17 protein-coding genes and 2 pseudogenes are annotated in these 15,923 nt (G+C 69.8%); 11 read left to right on the top strand and 8 right to left on the bottom strand.

The annotated features are described in order from the left end of the window. Positions 1 to 20 precede the first annotated feature (20 nt). From OG490_RS00970 to OG490_RS00960, 3 genes are all read left to right on the top strand, one after another. On the top strand, positions 21 to 380 hold the full coding sequence (locus OG490_RS00970) for a hypothetical protein (protein WP_330294344.1): 360 nt from the start codon (positions 21 to 23) through the stop codon (positions 378 to 380). Positions 381 to 564: 184 nt separating this feature from the next. Next, a complete protein-coding gene (locus OG490_RS00965) occupies positions 565 to 1,254 on the top strand; it encodes an SMI1/KNR4 family protein (protein ID WP_330294343.1) in 690 nt (229 codons plus the stop codon). Between the two features lie 135 nt (positions 1,255 to 1,389). Beyond that, positions 1,390 to 1,953 carry a dihydrofolate reductase family protein gene (locus tag OG490_RS00960; protein ID WP_330294342.1) on the top strand — a complete coding sequence of 188 codons (564 nt, stop codon included), beginning with the start codon at positions 1,390 to 1,392 and terminating at the stop codon, positions 1,951 to 1,953. Positions 1,954 to 2,049: 96 nt separating this feature from the next. Here OG490_RS00960 and OG490_RS00955 read toward each other — a convergent pair whose 3' ends face one another. Next, the gene (locus OG490_RS00955; RefSeq protein ID WP_330294341.1) at positions 2,050 to 2,952 is read right to left on the bottom strand and encodes a LysR family transcriptional regulator; all 903 of its coding nucleotides are present in this window, start codon (positions 2,950 to 2,952) and stop codon (positions 2,050 to 2,052) included. A gap of 188 nt (positions 2,953 to 3,140) precedes the next feature. On the opposite strand from OG490_RS00955, the gene OG490_RS00950 reads away from it, so the two are divergent. From OG490_RS00950 to OG490_RS00930, 5 genes are all read left to right on the top strand, one after another. Continuing rightward, positions 3,141 to 3,446, top strand: coding sequence for a DUF1330 domain-containing protein (locus OG490_RS00950; protein ID WP_330294340.1), 306 nt, complete (start codon positions 3,141 to 3,143; stop codon positions 3,444 to 3,446). A 418-nt stretch (positions 3,447 to 3,864) separates the two neighbouring features. After that, positions 3,865 to 3,996, top strand: a complete 132-nt coding sequence (locus OG490_RS00945; RefSeq protein ID WP_330294339.1) for a hypothetical protein — start codon at positions 3,865 to 3,867, stop codon at positions 3,994 to 3,996. 329 nt (positions 3,997 to 4,325) lie between these two features. Further along, the gene (locus tag OG490_RS00940) at positions 4,326 to 5,066 is read left to right on the top strand and encodes an alpha/beta hydrolase (protein WP_330294338.1); all 741 of its coding nucleotides are present in this window, start codon (positions 4,326 to 4,328) and stop codon (positions 5,064 to 5,066) included. Between the two features lie 207 nt (positions 5,067 to 5,273). Continuing rightward, complete coding sequence (locus OG490_RS00935) at positions 5,274 to 5,843, top strand: hypothetical protein (protein ID WP_330294337.1); 570 nt, start codon at positions 5,274 to 5,276, stop codon at positions 5,841 to 5,843. Next, positions 5,840 to 8,755 (top strand): M48 family metalloprotease, encoded by a 2,916-nt coding sequence (locus OG490_RS00930; protein WP_330294336.1) that lies wholly within the window; start codon positions 5,840 to 5,842, stop codon positions 8,753 to 8,755. The genes OG490_RS00935 and OG490_RS00930 overlap by 4 nt, the downstream gene beginning before the upstream one ends. A gap of 29 nt (positions 8,756 to 8,784) precedes the next feature. Here the strand turns inward: OG490_RS00930 and OG490_RS00925 are convergent. Continuing rightward, positions 8,785 to 9,044, bottom strand: a pseudogene (locus OG490_RS00925) (hypothetical protein); the annotation flags it as partial. A 235-nt stretch (positions 9,045 to 9,279) separates the two neighbouring features. Here OG490_RS00925 and OG490_RS00920 point away from each other — a divergent pair. After that, a complete protein-coding gene (locus OG490_RS00920; protein WP_330294335.1) occupies positions 9,280 to 9,774 on the top strand; it encodes a GNAT family N-acetyltransferase in 495 nt (164 codons plus the stop codon). Between the two features lie 47 nt (positions 9,775 to 9,821). On the opposite strand, the gene OG490_RS00915 is transcribed toward OG490_RS00920, so the two are convergent. The 3 genes from OG490_RS00915 to OG490_RS00905 form a co-directional block, all read right to left on the bottom strand. After that, positions 9,822 to 10,142, bottom strand: a complete 321-nt coding sequence (locus OG490_RS00915; protein WP_330294334.1) for a bestrophin-like domain — start codon at positions 10,140 to 10,142, stop codon at positions 9,822 to 9,824. Between the two features lie 88 nt (positions 10,143 to 10,230). After that, entirely contained in the window at positions 10,231 to 10,440 is a 210-nt protein-coding gene (locus OG490_RS00910; RefSeq protein ID WP_330294333.1) for a ferredoxin, read from the bottom strand. After that, the gene (locus OG490_RS00905) at positions 10,437 to 10,862 is read right to left on the bottom strand and encodes a cytochrome P450 (protein WP_330294332.1); all 426 of its coding nucleotides are present in this window, start codon (positions 10,860 to 10,862) and stop codon (positions 10,437 to 10,439) included. The genes OG490_RS00910 and OG490_RS00905 overlap by 4 nt, the downstream gene beginning before the upstream one ends. An 88-nt stretch (positions 10,863 to 10,950) precedes the next feature. Here OG490_RS00905 and OG490_RS00900 point away from each other — a divergent pair. Further along, positions 10,951 to 11,175, top strand: a pseudogene (locus OG490_RS00900) (substrate-binding domain-containing protein); the annotation flags it as partial. A gap of 31 nt (positions 11,176 to 11,206) precedes the next feature. Here the strand turns inward: OG490_RS00900 and OG490_RS00895 are convergent. Together OG490_RS00895 and OG490_RS00890 are read right to left on the bottom strand one after the other, a co-directional pair. Continuing rightward, the gene (locus OG490_RS00895; RefSeq protein ID WP_330294331.1) at positions 11,207 to 12,364 is read right to left on the bottom strand and encodes an RICIN domain-containing protein; all 1,158 of its coding nucleotides are present in this window, start codon (positions 12,362 to 12,364) and stop codon (positions 11,207 to 11,209) included. 235 nt (positions 12,365 to 12,599) lie between these two features. Continuing rightward, on the bottom strand, positions 12,600 to 12,818 hold the full coding sequence (locus tag OG490_RS00890; protein ID WP_330294330.1) for a hypothetical protein: 219 nt from the start codon (positions 12,816 to 12,818) through the stop codon (positions 12,600 to 12,602). A gap of 191 nt (positions 12,819 to 13,009) precedes the next feature. On the opposite strand from OG490_RS00890, the gene OG490_RS00885 reads away from it, so the two are divergent. Continuing rightward, entirely contained in the window at positions 13,010 to 14,287 is a 1,278-nt protein-coding gene (locus tag OG490_RS00885) for a helix-turn-helix transcriptional regulator (RefSeq protein ID WP_330294329.1), read from the top strand. A 634-nt stretch (positions 14,288 to 14,921) separates the two neighbouring features. Here OG490_RS00885 and OG490_RS00880 read toward each other — a convergent pair. Next, positions 14,922 to 15,722: a maleylpyruvate isomerase family mycothiol-dependent enzyme gene (locus OG490_RS00880; RefSeq protein WP_330294328.1), complete on the bottom strand. Its 801-nt coding sequence runs from the start codon at positions 15,720 to 15,722 to the stop codon at positions 14,922 to 14,924. Positions 15,723 to 15,923: the final 201 nt, after the last annotated feature.

Below are 15,923 nucleotides of genomic sequence, written 5' to 3'. Positions count from 1 at the left end.
TGCTGACGGGCGGCTGCCCGTTGCGCGCGTACTTCGCCCACTACCATCCGGCCTTCTTCACGGAGGTCTCGCTCCGCTCCCTGGCCGAACCGGAGTCCCTGGCCTGCTGGGCCAACGTCTGGCGCAAGACGGACCCGGCGGGCAGCCCGCTGGACCTGGGGACGGGTGTGACCGAGCACGAGTGGGAGGACGGCGTGGATCCAGGCAGCTCCGCCGGTGACGCGCCGCCGGTCCTGGAGCGGACCACCAGCCATCCGGTGTACCCGCCGCTCCAGCGGCACGACGACTACCGGACGGACGCCCGCACGGTCCCGGTCCGTCAGTCGCTGCTCGACGAGCTCCGCACGGCCGAACTCCCCGCTCCCCGTACACCGGCGTGAGCCGCGGCGACACCCGGGCACCCGTCGGTGCCCGCCGAAGGATGTTCGTCGTCGATGGCGAGGGTGGTTTGGGCCGCGCACAGCGAGGCTCTCTTCACCGGGGCCGCCATCACCCTCATGACCCGCAGAATCGTGCGTGGTACCTGGCCGGTGTGCTGTCAGTGGCTCCCCGTACGGTCTGCGCATGGTTGATCAGCAGTGGCGCGGCGTTCGTCAGCGGGTGGTCGCGTTGGGCGCCCAGCCATCCAGCGGCAAGGTGTTCGGCTCCCTCGGGCACAGGTGGGTCCTGGAAGACCCCCTGACCGATGACGGGCTTGCCGAGCTCGAAGCGCAGATGGGTGTGCGTTTGCCGGATGACTACCGGACCTTTCTCACCTGCGTGGGCGCCGGCGGCGCGGGTCCTGCCCACGGCGTCTTCCCCGTTCGCCGTGTACAAGGCCGCTGGCGCTGGGAAGGCGACGGTGCCGACCTGGCCGACCTGGCCATGCTCGCCCGGCCGTTTCCCGACCACGGCCCGGACCCCGAAGCCCTCGTCACACTTCTCGCCGAACGACCTGAGGAAGAGGACTTCGACGAGATCGAAGACTTCGACGACGCCATCGAAGCGTGGGACGAACGCTGGGAACCCCTGATGTTCGCCCCCGAGCGCACCGCCGGCGCCATCGTGATCTCCCACCTCGGTTGCGCCCAGAGGGAGTGGCTGATCATCAGCGGCACCCACCGCGGCACCATCTGGTCCGACTGCCGAGCAGACGACGCCGACCTCGTCCCGCTCCTCGACCAGGATGGTGGGGCGATCACCTTCGCCAGCTGGTACACCGACTGGCTGCAAAAGGCGGAGCTCACCGCAGACCCACCGGCTACGAACGTCTGACGCCGGCCGTGTGCGGCACTGTGTCGGCGACACGATGAGCGTCGTAGTTGGTCACGGGCTCAGATCGCGCACCGATGAGTTTCCTGCACCGTGTCGGTCTGTACGCGTGAGACCGACTCACGGAAGGCTGGCGTCATGCGGAAACTGATCTACGGCATGAACCTGTCCCTGGACGGCTACATCGCCGCGCCCGGCGACGACATCGGCTGGAGCGTGCCGAGCGACGAGCTGTTCCAGTTCTGGTCCGACCAGTTGTCGGCGACCGACCTGACGTTGTACGGGCGCAAGCTGTGGCGGACGATGAGCTCCTACTGGCCGACCGGCGACCAGCAGCCGGGCGCCACCCCGGCGGAGATCGAGTTCGCGCGCCGCTGGCGGGACATGTCGAAGGTGGTGTTCTCCTCGACGATCGACACGGTCGACTGGAACACCCGCCTGGTCACCGGTGACGCGGTCGCCGAGATCACCCGGCTCAAGGCCGAGGACGGAGGTCCGATGGACATCGGGGGCGCGACGCTCGCCGGGGCGGCCATGCGGGCCGGGCTGATCGACGAGTACGTGCTGGCCACCGCGCCGGTCCTGGTGGGCGGCGGCACGCCGTTCTTCACCGCGCTGGACAACTGGGTGAACCTCAACCTGGTGGAGACGCGGACGCTTCCCGGAGGCGTGATCCTGACCAGGTACGAGACGAGGCGCTGAGCGCAAGACCGCCGTCGTCATCACCGCGAAGTCCGCCGGGCGCAAGGTCTTCGGCCTCGCCACCGCAGGCGTCCGTCTCGCTTGACCTCTTGCGTGTCAGTCCGGCAGCCAGTGCAGCTCGTGCGCCAGGGTTTTGGCGACGGCACGGATCCGGCGGTGCAGCGGCGACTGCTCGTGTGGGAGGACCAGGTGGATCGTCAGGCTGGGCGCGCCCCGCAGCGGTCGCCAGGTGAGACCGGCCGGTTGTGCCGTGGCTGCGGCTTCTCCGGCCGGGGCGAGGGTGACCCCGTCGCGCAGGTCGCTCTGAGACATGTCGAAAGAGACTGCGGGCGTCTGGAATCGGGGGTGCGGTCGGGTGTCTCGGAACAGTGCGGACAGCTGATCGTGGATCACGGGGTTGGCCGCACGGTCCGGGAGTCGCAGCGGATACGCGGCCGCGTCGGCGATCTCGATCTCCGGGTGCTCGGCCAGCGGATGGTGCTGCGCCAGCTGGACCCCGGCGCGCATACGCCGCAGCAGGAACCGGCGTACGCCACGGCCCGGTTGTTCACCGCGGGTGATCCCGGCATCGATGCGGCCGTCGGCGACCGCGGGGGAGATCTCCGGTGTCGCCATCGGGACCGCGCCGACCTCGAGTCCGCTGTTGCCGCGAATCAGCCTGTCCACCAGGGCCGGTACCGTCTCGGCCCCGGTGCTGAGGCTGTATCCGATGCGCAGCGTGCCCAGTTCACCGGCCGCCGCGCTCCGGGCGGTTTCCCACGCCCGGTCCAGCGAGGCCAGCGCGGGCGGCGCGGACTCCGCCAAAGCCGCACCGGCCGTGGTCAATTCGACGCTACGCGTGTTGCGGACCAGCAGGGCCGTACCGAGTTCCGCCTCCAATCGGCGCATCCGGGCGCTGAGTGCGGGCTGTGCGATGCCGATCCGTGCGGCCGCGCGGGTGAAGTTCAACTCCTGCGCCAGCACCAGGAAGTACCGCAGGCTCACCGTATCCGGCGCCACGTGCCCTCCCCGCCGATTGATAACGATCCGTTCTGAGCCTATCCCGTACCGGTCTTTCCCTCGACCGCACATCAAGTCCTAACCTGCGCATATGACGATTCAACCGACAGCAGTACCCGTCGTCGGGATCGATCGATCTGAGTGTCAATTGGAAGTCGGACGTGTCCGGCCCAACACAGGAGGTTTCCATGGCTAAGGGCTACTGGGTCAGTGTCTACCCCGCCATTTCCGACCCTGAGACGCTGACTTCCTACGACAAGCTGGCCGGTCCGGCTGTCCAGGCCGGGGGCGGGCGCGTCCTGTCCCGGATCCCGTCCCGTGGCGGTCGAGTCGTCGCCCACGAGGCCGGCATCGCGCAACGCGTCGTTCTGATCGAGTTCGACAGCTTTGAACAGGCCGTCGCGGCATACGAGAGCGAGGCGTACCAGAAGGCGCTGGTGGCCCTCCCCGACGGCGTCGAGCGCGACTTCCGCATTGTCGAAGGCATCGAGTAACCGGCGGCCCAGGCATCGCTGAGCATCCGTCACCTGATACGCGCACGGTGCTGAACGACGACTCACGGGACGACTTCGAAGCGATGCCCCGCGTCCCAGTTCGTTGTCGACGTCCTCGACGGCCTGATCCCTGTCGGGCCATCGACGCCGGGGCCGCCTCGGAACGGGGTCGCTTCGGGAGTTCCGCCTGCGGAGCCAGCGCCCGCACCGACCGTCGCCTTCGGCGCAGCGAAGCAACCTGCGATGCGACCGTACGCCGGACGGTGCGGGCTCGGCGTGGGGGAGTGGGACTTCATGGTGACGCCCTCCGTGGGAGGGGCCTTGCACTGACCCACAAAACGGCGGCGTCCTCACCGGTTCGCTCCCCGCAACAACACCTCCGGCATCACCGTGGGCCACGACCGAAACGGTGACTCACATGCTCCGGACTGTGTCCGCGCACCGGGAGCTGATCGAGACGTTCATCGGCGAGGCCCCGGACACTCCTCAGCCGCTCGACTCGGCGATCAAGGGTCCCGGGCAGTCCTCGGCCTCCCTACCCGGCCCGTGAATGACCCCTGGGCCCCCAGCCCGCGCCCTCCCACCACGGGTCGAGGCGATGCTGCGCGCCCTGGGCACTGCTTCTTGGATCATGTGCGGAGCCAGATGATGAGGGCTGCGAGGGTGACGGTACCGAGGTAGATGTAGGCGGTGTCCCCAGGAAAATCGTTTGGCGGACCATCGCAACCGCTGATACTTTCCCGGTGGCCGTGCGAGAGAACGAGGAGGTGGTACCCGTGAACGCAGTTTCGACATGGGTGCTCCCCTCCGGAGTCACGGTCGGACGATAGGCAGGTCGTCCGGGAGCGCCATTCCTGTGCACTCCCGAAAGGCACGACCATGCATTTCACTTCTGAGCAGCGCCTCGACGACGGCGTCCTCGAACGCGAATTCACCCTCGGCGAGATCCCCGGCATCCTGTGGACACCCTCATCGGCATCCGCATCCGCACCGGCCCCGCTGATCCTGCTCGGCCACCCTCCCCTCGGGCTGCGAAAGATGCACCCCCGACTGGTGGCCCGGGCCCAGCAGTCCGCGGCGGAGGGCTTCGCCACCGCCACCATCGAGCTCCCCGGGAGCGGCGACCGGCCCCGTTGGCCCGCCGCCGAGCAGGCCCGCGCCGACATGCGCCGGGCGATGCAGGCCGGCGAACCGGTCAGCGACGAGATCATCGACGCCCTCGTCCTCCCGCTGGTCGACAAGGCGGTGCCGGAATGGCAGGCCGCCCTGGACGCCCTCCTGTCGCTGCCCGAGATCGGCGGCCCGGTCGGGTACTCGGGCGGCGTGATCTCCATCGGCGTCCGGCTGGCGGTGGTCGAGCCCCGCATCTCGGCCGCCGTCCTGTTCGCCGGGAGCTTCGTGCCTCGTGCGGTGTTCGAGGAGGCCCGGCAGGTCACCATTCCCCTGCACGTCCTGCTGCAGTGGGACGACGAGGGCAACGACCGGCAGGCGGCCCTGGAGCTGTTCGACTCCTTCGGCTCCAAGGAGAAGTCCCTGCACGCCCATCTCGGCGGGCACACGGGAGTCCCGCAGTCCGCGGGGGACGCCGCAGCCCGGTTCCTCACCCGACACCTGAAGTGAGGCCGGGCCGTCGGACCGGCAGCGCACGGTAGCACCGCGGGCCCCTGCCGAAACTCTCGGCAGGGGCCCGTGCCGCCGTCCGGTCGTGACGGTCGCAGAGGCGTCCGTCGGTGGCATGGCGGAGCCGGGTACAGCCATGTCATCTTGAATGCCTGTTCTTGATGGACCGTCATGGGGGGCTTGGGGATGGGTTCAACAAGGGTGCCGGTGAACGGACGCCGCGTGCGGGACATCGTCAGCGACGTGGTGGCGAAGGTGGCACCAGAAGAGATCGTGATGGTGGAGGGGTTACTGGCGCTCGACGACGCCGCGGTGGTGCAGCGGTTGTCGGGCCGGGGCCGGCGCGATCCGCTGGGGTTCGGTGTGACCGAGGTGGCCGCGCTGGTCACACCGGTGGTGTGGCTTGTGCTCGCCCAGGTGTCCTCGACCATCGTCGGGGCAGCCGTTGAAGGGGCCGGCCGCCGCACCGGCCGTTGGCTGTGGCGGCTCGTCCGCCGGCCCCAGCCGCCGGCCGTTCTCCCGCCGCTGGACCGGGCCCAGCTGGCCGGGGTACACCAGCGCGTCGTCGAGGCGGCCGTGCGGCGAGGGGTTGCCGCCGAACGCGCGGGGGAGGTCGCTGACGCCGTGGTCGCGGCGTTGGTACTGGCGGAGCCGGACCCCCTGCTGCCGCCGGGAGCCCCGGAGATGCCAGGGCCCCCGGAGGGGACGGGGGTCCCGGAGGGGGCGGGAGGGGGTCCGGCTGGGGCGGGTGATGCGGCCACTGACGGCCCGCGGTGAACGCCGCCTCCGCTCGACCCCGCATCGACGAGCGGGCCCTGGGCGCGGGCACGACCACGCGCTTCGCCATGCTGGTCGCCCTGATACTGGCCGCCAGCGAGGCGATAGTCCTGCTGGTGGTGCGGACCCTGAATGCCGCCGACGGCGTCGACTGCCTGCTCGCCGCCGGGATGGACCCGGACCGGGTCGGCGACGCGGTCGCGGTGAGCCGCTTGGGCGCCCAGTGGATTCCCTTCTGGGCGTGCATGGACCAGTCCGCGCCGCTGCCGCCCTGGTGGCAGCTGGCCGTCATGCCGGTGCTGCTCGTGCTCACGGCCGCGCTGGTCTTCCTGCTTCTGCCGGCCTGGAAGATCCGACGACGGCGCCTCGTCGCCCTGCACACCCTCGACACGGACGGTGCTGTCCTGCGACTGGTCCAAGAGGCGGTCGATGCCGCGGGGCTGGCCAAGGTGCCCCGGATCGTCGTCGACCGGGCCGCCCCGACAGCGGGCGCGGTGGTCTTCGGTCGCACACGCCGGCCGACCGTCAGCCTGCACGGCGGCCTGCTCGCCTACCGGAGCACCGATCCCGCGCGCGTGCGGACGGTGCTCCTGCACGAGCTCGCCCACATCGTCAACCGCGACATCAGCGTCACATACGGAACCGTCGCACTGTGGCGCACGTTCGTCACACTGGTTCTGCTGCCCTACCTCATCTGGTCGGCCGTTTACATCAACACCCTGGAACTGTCGACCCTGGTGACCACCGCCCCGTACGAGATCCGTACGCTCCTGTTCCCCCTCCTCCTGGTCGCCCTCGTCCACCTCGCACGGGCCGACGTACTGCGCGCAAGGGAGATCCACGCCGACCTCGCGGCGGCCCGCTGGGGCGCGGACCTGCACCGCGCCATGGCCCTGGACCCCGCCCCCCGGGGACTGCGCTCCGCCGCCGGCTCGCTCAAGGAGCTGTGGAGCACGCACCCGCCGACACGGCTTCGCCAGTCGGCCCTTTCCGATCCGGCCCCGCTCTTCGGACTGCGGCCGCTGCCAGTCCTTCTGACCGGTGTGAGCGCGGTACTGATCCACGGTCACCTCCTTTCCTACCTCGCCACGTACCGGCGCTTCAGCGCCTGGATACTCCAAGGGACGGCGTTCATTCCCGCCCTCCTGGTGTGCGGGGTGATCGGCATCGCACTCTGGCGAGCGGTGGCCTACGCGGTGATCACGGGCCGCCCGGCCCCGTCCGGGCTGCGCACCGGACTCTGGCTGGGCGCGGGCCTCGGGACGGGAGCCCTGTGCACCGGGTTCGGAGCCGGTGTGTCGCAGTGGTGGATCGGCGGGCCAGCGGGCCTGCTCCTGGTCGTGGCCGCCGGCACCGCCTTCACCGTCTGGGTCACCCAGTGCGCCCGCCTGTGGGCCGGAAGCTGGCGAGGCCGGTCCCTGCGCCCCGCCCTCGTGCTGTGCCTGACCGCCGGATTCGTCGTCGCATCGGTCTGGTTCACCTGGCAGACGACCCAGGGGATCTACGGGTCGTTCTGGCAGTCGATCGGTACCGGCGGCTCGCGCCAGTCGGTCCTGCGGATGTTCCCCGGCGCGACCGACACGGGACACCCCGCTGTCGCGGCCACCGCTGTGGTGCTTCCCCTGCTCCTGAGCTCGGTGAGCTGGCCCCTGTTCACCGCCGCCGCCTCGGCGATCTGGCTCGTTCCCGCCCTGCCCCTGGCCTTGGGACCGACCGGCGACAGCCCTCGCTGGGTGGCCCGGGCCCGGCTCGACGGAGACCTCGCCGCCGCCCGGTGGGAGACGCCTCCACCGCTACGCCGGGCACTGGGGCCAGGGCTGCTCGGCGGCACGGGGTGCTGGCTCGCGGTCGCGGGTGTCCAGGATTACCTGCACCATGAACAGGCCGGTCCAGCACCGGGCCTGGGGATGGCGACACTGCGATACCTGGCCCTCACGTTCGTGGCGCTGGCTGGGGCACTGGCCGTCACCGCGGTGTGGGCCGGCCGCGGACGGCACCTCCTCGTCACGCTGGTCGCAACCCAGACGGCAGCGACGATCGGCCTCGCGGGCACGGTGCTGCTGATGTCCCTCGACGGCTGCGTCGCACCACTGAGCGTGCGCAACGCCGACTGTGGCTGGCGCCCGGCATGGCAGGCGCTTCCGGACGGATACCTGTTCGGCTTCGTCAACCTCACCCTCCTGCTCGCCGCCCTGATTGCTGTCCTGACCACCCTCCTGCCGGCCGTGGTGGCGGCCTTCCCGCGACGACGGCGCGCCCGACCCGGACCGGCGGCGGGCAGGTGCCCGTCCGGCGGGCGGTCCGTCAGGTCCGTTGCCCGCTGGTCCGCGGTGGGCCTGCCGATGGCCCTCGCCCTCGCCCTCGCCGTCGCGGAGCCGCTCGTCCTGGCGAAGTACCAGACCGCTCTTCCGAACTACGCCGCAGGACAGCGGAGTTTCCAGCAGCTGCTCGGCGATTCGCCACCCCCCACGTCACCGAGGACCCGGGCCCGGCAGGTCAACGCCTGGTACTGGCACGGCGGGGGATACCTTCTGGGCCAAGCCGTCAGGACTTCCGGCCGACTGAAAGCCGTGGACGTCCCACTCGAAGCCGATCAGGCGGAGGCACGTGCCCGGGCGCTTGCCCGGATCCGCTCGCTCTGCGTAGAGCTCGGTAACCTCGCCGCGTGGGAGGACGGGTACTACTTCCGCGTCCCCGACGCCGAGATCCAGTCCGAATGGCACGACTTCGGCCGCATCGCCCGCGACGGCAGCCGTGATTGCCTGTCAGCCGTGGACCGGCAACCTTTTGACACAAACGCCTTCCTCGACCTCGCCCTGGCCAGGTTCGAGCTGGACGTCGCCGACTCCCACGCCGAGAACGCCACCATGGGCATCACCGAGATCCTGCGGAAGGAGGGCTACCGGACCTAGGCACCGTTTTTGGATCATGTGCGGAGCCAGATGAGGGCGAGAGGTCGGCATCGCCCGTCAGCGGCGAGGCGGATCTTGGTGGTGAATCCGCCTCGGGAACGTCCCAGGCACTCGCCGATCTGACCACTTCCTCGAGCCGGACCACCAGTTTCCGCAGCACCGGATCGACCTGGTTCGTCCCCCGAGCGTTCCCCTTTTGAGGATCGCTGGCCGTCGGTGTTCTTCTCGCGCCGGCGGCGTGCTGGTGGGCCCGCACTGCTGTCGAGTCCACCGATACGTCCCAGTCGATCCCACCCGGCGTCCTCGGCGGCCTGGTGCTGTGCCGCGTTAGTTCATGGAGGAATGCAGGTGAACCTCCCTGCGTCCGCTACGTCGGTTGAACGTGACGGTGCCGACGCAGACACCGTCCGCGCGGCCTGGATCTGCGAGCTGTGTGTCCAGGTCGTGGACACGATAAGGTCCGCTCGATAGTTCGAAGCCTTCCGGTCTGCCGGAAGGCTTCTCTCGTTCTCGAGGAGGACCAGATGGCAGAATTTGTCGTCCGCAGAGCGGGCGGAGAGGACCGCGACGTCCTGGAACGACTCTGGCCGCTTTTCCTGCACGACCTGTCGGAGTTCTGGGGCGTCCTGCCGAACCCGGACGGAACCTACCGCCGCGAATGGCTGGAGTCGGCGATCGGCGATCCCACCTGGTCGGCTTATCTCGTGTGGTCTGGTGACCGGCCGGTCGGCTTTGCGTTCGTACGCGCGCTGGACAGCGATGCGCGCGTGCTGAACAGCTTCTTCGTGGTGCGTGGGGCACGCCGGTCCGGCCTCGGGTTGCGAGCGGTGCAGGCCGTCCTGGCCGCGCACCCCGGCCGATGGGAGATCGCTTTTCAGGAGGAGAACGCGGGCGCGGCACGCTTCTGGCGTCGCGTCGCTTCCGAAGTCGCGGGCGAGGCCTGGACCGAGGAGCGGCGACCGGTGCCTGGGAAGCCCGAGCTGCCGGGGAACACATGGGTTGCCTTCGATGCGCGGTAGTCCTCCTTCGCGTTGGTTCGTGAAGGGGTGTTGGCCGGGCCGGCCGGTCACCGAGGTAGAGGTGGCAGGCACGCGAAACTGCTGTTGTCCTTGTGGGCCAGCTCCTTGAAGCGCCTGCGGAAGTCGGTGGACAAGACGGACGCTTGGGGGGCTTTGGCCCCCGTCGTCTCCATCAAGGGCCACTCGTACGTCATGATCGCGCGGGAGTAGCAGACCGCGGCTCCCTGCATCCGCTCGCGTTGGGGTTCGGGCGCGTAGTCCGCCACCTCGTACAGCTGGTCCACCCCGTGCGCCGCCGCGCCCACGGCGTCGCCGGCCTCTCCGTACGACTCGGCCGCGACGACGATCACGAACGCGACCAGCAGCACGGCCAGCGTTTCGAGCGGGCTGCGATCAGTGCGCTGGTTGTGGTTGTGGACATGGGCGGCCCTGGGCCGACGGTAGTTCTGTTCATGTTCATTCCTCCACCACCTGGAAGGCCCGCTCGGGGCAGTTCGCCACCGCCTGCCGCAGAGCGTCGGTCATCTCGGCACGGCGGCTCTCCGCCTCGGGGACGTAGGCGTAGCCCTCGTCGTCGAAGTCGACGGTCTCCGGGAGAAAGGTGAGACAGTGCGCGTGTCCCTGGCATTGCCGGGAGTCGATCCGGATCCGGTAGATCGCACTCACCGCCCGATCCGGGGGGTGAGCGGGCCCGGACCGTGCCAGGGCTCGGTCGGGTCGGTGCGGGAGAAGTCCGGCACGGCGGCGAGGAACTCCTGCAGGGCGACGACCAGTTCCCGCCGCCCGAGGTTGGAAGCGGCACACCGGTGGAGGCCGACGCCGAACGCGAGGTGCCGGGTGTCCCGGCGATCCAGGACGATGTCGTCGGGGTCGTCGTAGGCCTCCGGGTCACGGTTGCCGGCTCCGAAGACGAGCACGACCCGGTCACCGGCCTTGATCTTCTGGCCGGCCACTTCGGTGTCCTGGACGCAGGTGCGCGCCATCGCCTGTACGGGAGACAGCGTGCGCAGGAACTCCTCCTCCGCCGGTATCTCATCGGGGTGCTCCCGCAACCGGGCCTGGGCTTCGGGTGCTGGGCGAGATACCACAGGCTGGACCGAATGGCCCAGGCCGTCGTGTCCAGGCCGGCGAGGAACAGCAGGTAGCAGAACAGCAGCTCGTCGTGCGTCCGCTTGCGGCCGTCGATCACGCGTGGCCGCCGTCGGCTTCGACGACTCCAGCGCCGCCCGGTCCTGCCGCCCGCGGCTGACAACCGTACGCCAGCCGGTGGAGGGCATGGCGGCGGAGATGGTCCGGCTGTTGCTCGACGCCGTGGCGGCTCCCGTGGCGGTCGGGACCGCGGTGGAAGCCGCCACGGCGGTGCTGTTCGAGCCGCGGCTGGTCATCCGGGATTCGGCCTGACCCGGCGACGGCCGATCCTGGAAGGGACGACCTAGCCGTAGAAGTGCGGCAGGAAGCGCTGGCTGGGGGTGCCGTCAGCGCACGTCCACAGCGAGATGACCCTGGGTTTGGCGCCCGTGGTGTTCAGGCACAAGTCGGTGTTCTTCTGCTTGATCAGCCAGGTCCCCGGCTCCTCGCCCCAGTAGTAGATGCTGAAGACCTGGGAGGTCTGGCCCTCGCAGTCCCATTCGTTGAGGCCGTCTCCCATCTTCGCGAAGCGGCCGTTGTCGACGTCGATGCACTTGCCGGTCGACCTGTTGACGAAGTTGAAGTCGAACCTGCCGGCACCGGGAACGCTGCGCAGCTTCCACTGGGATTTGCTGGGGTTCCAGGTGTCGCTGACCAGGTGCGTGCCGTTGGCGTTGCTCCCGCGTTCGAACGTGAGGTACTTCTCGTGGTCGCTGTCGCTGGTCAGCTCGACCACGGACCCGTTCGCCACCATCTGCGTGCGGAAGTAGACCGGGTAGTGGTCGGAGCCGCGGCCGCCCATGCGTACCCCGCGGTAGTTCGCCAGCGGGCGCGACGAGATCATGTAGTCGAGTTCGCCGCCGCTCTGCTGGGTCGCATCGCCGGTGTGGTAAACCTGGGCGCCCAGACCCGCGGCGAGGGTGTGCATGCCCTGGTCCGGGTCACGGTTGAAGTCGCCCATGACGGTCCACGAGCGGCCCGCCGAGGTCGCCTGGTTGCGGACCTGGCGTACCAGCTCCTGCGCTTCGTTGTGCGCTCCTGTAGCCGCCGCGTGCACGTTGTAGTAGATGTCGTCGTCGAAGCGCAGCCCCATCGCGGGGCGGGCGCCGGCCCGGCCGGGCGGGGCGACGTAGACCTCGTGGGCCATGGTGTGCGTGACCATGGCGAGGTTGACCCGGGTGTCTCCCAGCGGACTCATCCAGTACACGAAGCGGCTGCCCCAGCGATACAGGTGGACGGTGTAGCCGCCGCGGTTGTAGGACTGCTGGAGCACCATGCCGTACAGACTCGGTTCCGACCCCGCCTCCTGGACGGCGACGATGTCGTTGTCGTTGCTGAGCTGCCGGACGTCCGACCAGCGGGCGCCTTGCGAGTTGTACGTCGCGATGGTGTGGGCGTTGGGCGTGTCCGCGGCGGCCGGCGATGCCGGCAGGCCGATCAGCAAGCCGACGAGCGCGGCCATCGCCATCAGCGTGGCGAGCGTCCTGGTGCGTGGGTGAAGAACGTCGGGGCGTGGCAAGGTCGGCGCCTTTCCTGGGCAGTAGATGAGATGGGGGACTGTGTCAGGGGCCGCTGACGGTCCACCAACGAGGCGGACCGCACCGCGTCAGGGCCTGCGCGATGTCGTGATCATTCAGTGGTCTCGAGTAAGTCGTCGATCCAGATCATTCAAAACCGCTCACGACATCACACAGGCGCTAGTACTGCCGGGGCGGGCAGTTCTCGTCGCCCCACGCGGTCGTCACGGGGCAGTCCTTGCCGGGGTCGAGCCACCGGGGAAGTTTCGCGTCAGCACTGACGCGGTGCCCGGCGCCGGGCACCTCCGAAGCGGCGGAGGCGGAGGTGGCGGCGCCGCCCCATCCGATGCCCGCGGCCAGTACGAGGGCCACCAGGGCCCGGCTCGTGTTTCCCCGCATGTGCGTCAACTCCTGCTGTGTCGCCCGGCAGTGGTCAGTCCGCCGGTGTCGTGCTCGGCTCGCCAGCCGCGTGTTCCGGCTGTGATCACCACTGTGCCGACCCGGCGTCGCCCGTGGCACCCCCGCGGGGCATCATCTGTGTGCCATGCACTTTTAGGAGGGGTCCGATGGACGGAACACCAGGTGACAGCGTGGCAAGGGGCATACCCGAACTGGGCAGCGCGGCGGTACTGCTCTACCGCTGGACCGTTGTCCACGAGAGCCTCACCCCCGCCGCCCTGTCGAGGGCTGCCGCCGAGACCGGAATCAGCGAGGACGAGAGCCACCGGGCGCTGGACTCCCTCCTCGACGCCTGTCTCCTCCAACAAGTCCCCGCCACCACGGGAGATCCCGGCGTGCGCTGGCAGCCGGTGAGCCCCCAGGCCGCGGCCGGCCAACTGCTCTCCGACCGCGACGCCGCCCTCCGCGCCCAAGAGGAATCCCTGCGTACCCAGCGCCGTCAGATCCAGGAACAGCACGACGGGCTCGCGGCCCTCATGCCCGTCTACCTCCAGGCCCGCCAGCACGCCTTCCCGCAGGGCACCATCGACCACCTACCCGACAAGTTCGCGGTCCGCACCCTGCTCACCCAGGTCATCGACTCCTGCCGCAGCGAGGTCCTGGTCTCCAAGGACGGCGGAGCCTTCCCGCCCGCCGCACTGCGCGAAGCACTTCCCCGCGACCTCGCCCTCCTCCAGCGCGGCATCACCATGCGCAGCCTCTACCAGCACGCCACCCGCTTCGACCAGCCCACCCGCACCCACGCCGAAGACCTCGTCGCTGCAGGCGCCCAGATCCGCACCCTGCCCGAGGTACTGCCCCAGATGATCATCGTGGACCAGGTCCTGGCCCTGCTCCCGGCCCGCTCCGGCGGCGCCCTGATCATCCGCGAACCCGACCTCCTCTCCTACCTCCTGGACGTCTTCGAACGCGACTGGGCCCATGCCACCCCTTACGCCACCGGCCCCCACGCCGCACATGGCGTCTCCCAGGCCATGAAGCAGACGATCCTCGTCATGCTCGCCAAAGGCATCAAGGACGACACCATCGCCCGCCGCCTCGGTATCTCCCTGCGTACCTGCCGCCGGCACGTCTCCGAACTTCTCGAGACCCTCGGCGCTCGCAGCCGCTTCGAAGCAGGAGTCATCGCCGAACGACAAGGACTCACCCACCATTCGGCATCCCCGCCACCGCCTGCCCACGCCCCCGCTATGGAAGTCGCCCCGGACACCGCCCGGCCCGGCCCCGCACCCTCGTGCCCGGCCTGCGGTGCGAGCCTGCCCGCACGGACCCCAGGATCCACCGGCCGACCAGCCCGCTATTGCTCCCCCAAATGCCGCTCCAGCGCCTACCGCATACGCAAATCCCCGAGGGCAGCACTGCCGGAGGACAACAGCGCACGCGCGTCACGAAACCAGTCACCTGCGTGACGAAACTCCGCTAGGGGCCGGACTACCGCCGATGCGCGAGCCGCGTCCAGGCGGTCACGGATCCGCCCGGCTGCAGGCCGTGGAACGCGTGCAGGCGCGCCTGATGGGACACGAGGAGAGCCGGAAAGCCAGCGGCGTGCTCGGCGTACTCGATGCCGTGCCGTGCCGGCTCGGCAGGGGGACGGTTGAGCCAGGTGAACAGATGAGGGGAACATGGACCCCGAGGGGGGCCGCTCGCGGCATGGGCGCAACGACGTGAGCGCCGAGAACGCAGCCGCGGCCAACGACCACCTCAACGGCTTCAGCGGGCCCTGAAGCTCCGGGCCATCGGCCGCTTCCCACAAGCGAGCCAAGGCCACGGGGCGTCACGTGACGCCCCTACGAGGTTTCACCCAGCCTTTCACCAGGAGATGGCCGGGGTAGTTGAACCACCGCAGGCGGATGGGCGCTTACCGGTCGAACAAGCCTCGCTCCCCAGCCCGCAGACGAGTTGCCCATCACGCAGCAGGCTCTCGGGCTGCCCTCGAGCCTTGCCGCCGCCAACCATGAGGGAGTTCCGCCTGCCGCGACTGACGAACCTGGCGAAGAGCCGTGTCCTACCGGCTCGAGGCGCGGCCAACCGCCCCGCTACGCCCTACTTCTCCTCCGGCTCCCAGGCGCGGAGCAGGTCGAGCAGCCCTGCGTCTCCGTCAACGTGCAAGGAGTCGGCCTGGATCCGGTCGTACAGGTAGAGGACCAGCTCACTGGCCGTGCCGTGGACGGAGGCGCCGGCTGCGTCCGAGTCTTCGCCGATCGCGGCGGTGGGCGTGGGGATACGGGTGATGCGTGCGCCGTCGCCGTCGACGGTGAGGCGCCAGGAGCGGCCCTCGGCGGCGTGGAAGTCGAAGGCCGTGGGCTTGTGCGGCCAGGCACTCGGCGTTGCGCAGACGGTGAACAGGAACTCCTCCACACCGTCGAGTGCCAGCTCGACCGGCAGCGGCTGCGAGGCGCCCCCGGCGAGCTGCGCGTCGTAGGTGTGCACCGCGGTCTCCTGGACCCGGTGCCGGGCGGTGCCGCCGGCGGTCTGCGGTGACTGCGACGCGGGCCACCACGTCCAGCAACCGCTCTCCGGTCCCGCCGCGCGCAGGGCGTCCAGCAGAAGCTGCGTCGACGCCTCCAGCCAGGCCAGCAGGGCCTCACGCTCCTGCGGCACTTCCAGCGCGGCGCGCGCGGCGACGGCCTCGGCCGGGGGAGCGTCGGCAGACCCCGCGCCGACGATGGCGGCCCAGAAACGGTCTCCCCCACCCAGGTGCTTCACCAGATCGAACAGCGTCCACCCGGGGCAGGTCGGCACCTGCGCGTCGAGACCGGGCGCGGCGGCGACCACGGCGCGGAAGGCGGTCGACCGTTCATCGATCAGTCGCAACAGGTCAGGGAACTCAAGATTCTTTTCCACGCCGGATGTCTATCACCGTGCTCCGATGATCGGACAGCGATTTTCACAGTCGCCGCCGGTTGGCCATTGCGGACGTCCTCGCCTCCCACCGCTCGGGTGACAAGCTGCGCACTGCTGCGAGCTGTCCTCGTTGCCTGTGCGGGTGATGGCGGAGGCTGCCAGTGTGATGGTTCGGACGGTGTGGAAGTGGCTGGCGGAGGC

The organism is Streptomyces sp. NBC_00503 (genome assembly GCF_036346895.1).
In the GTDB taxonomy this organism is placed as follows: Bacteria; Actinomycetota; Actinomycetes; order Streptomycetales; family Streptomycetaceae; genus Streptomyces.
This window is presented reverse-complemented; position numbering and strand designations above follow the sequence as displayed.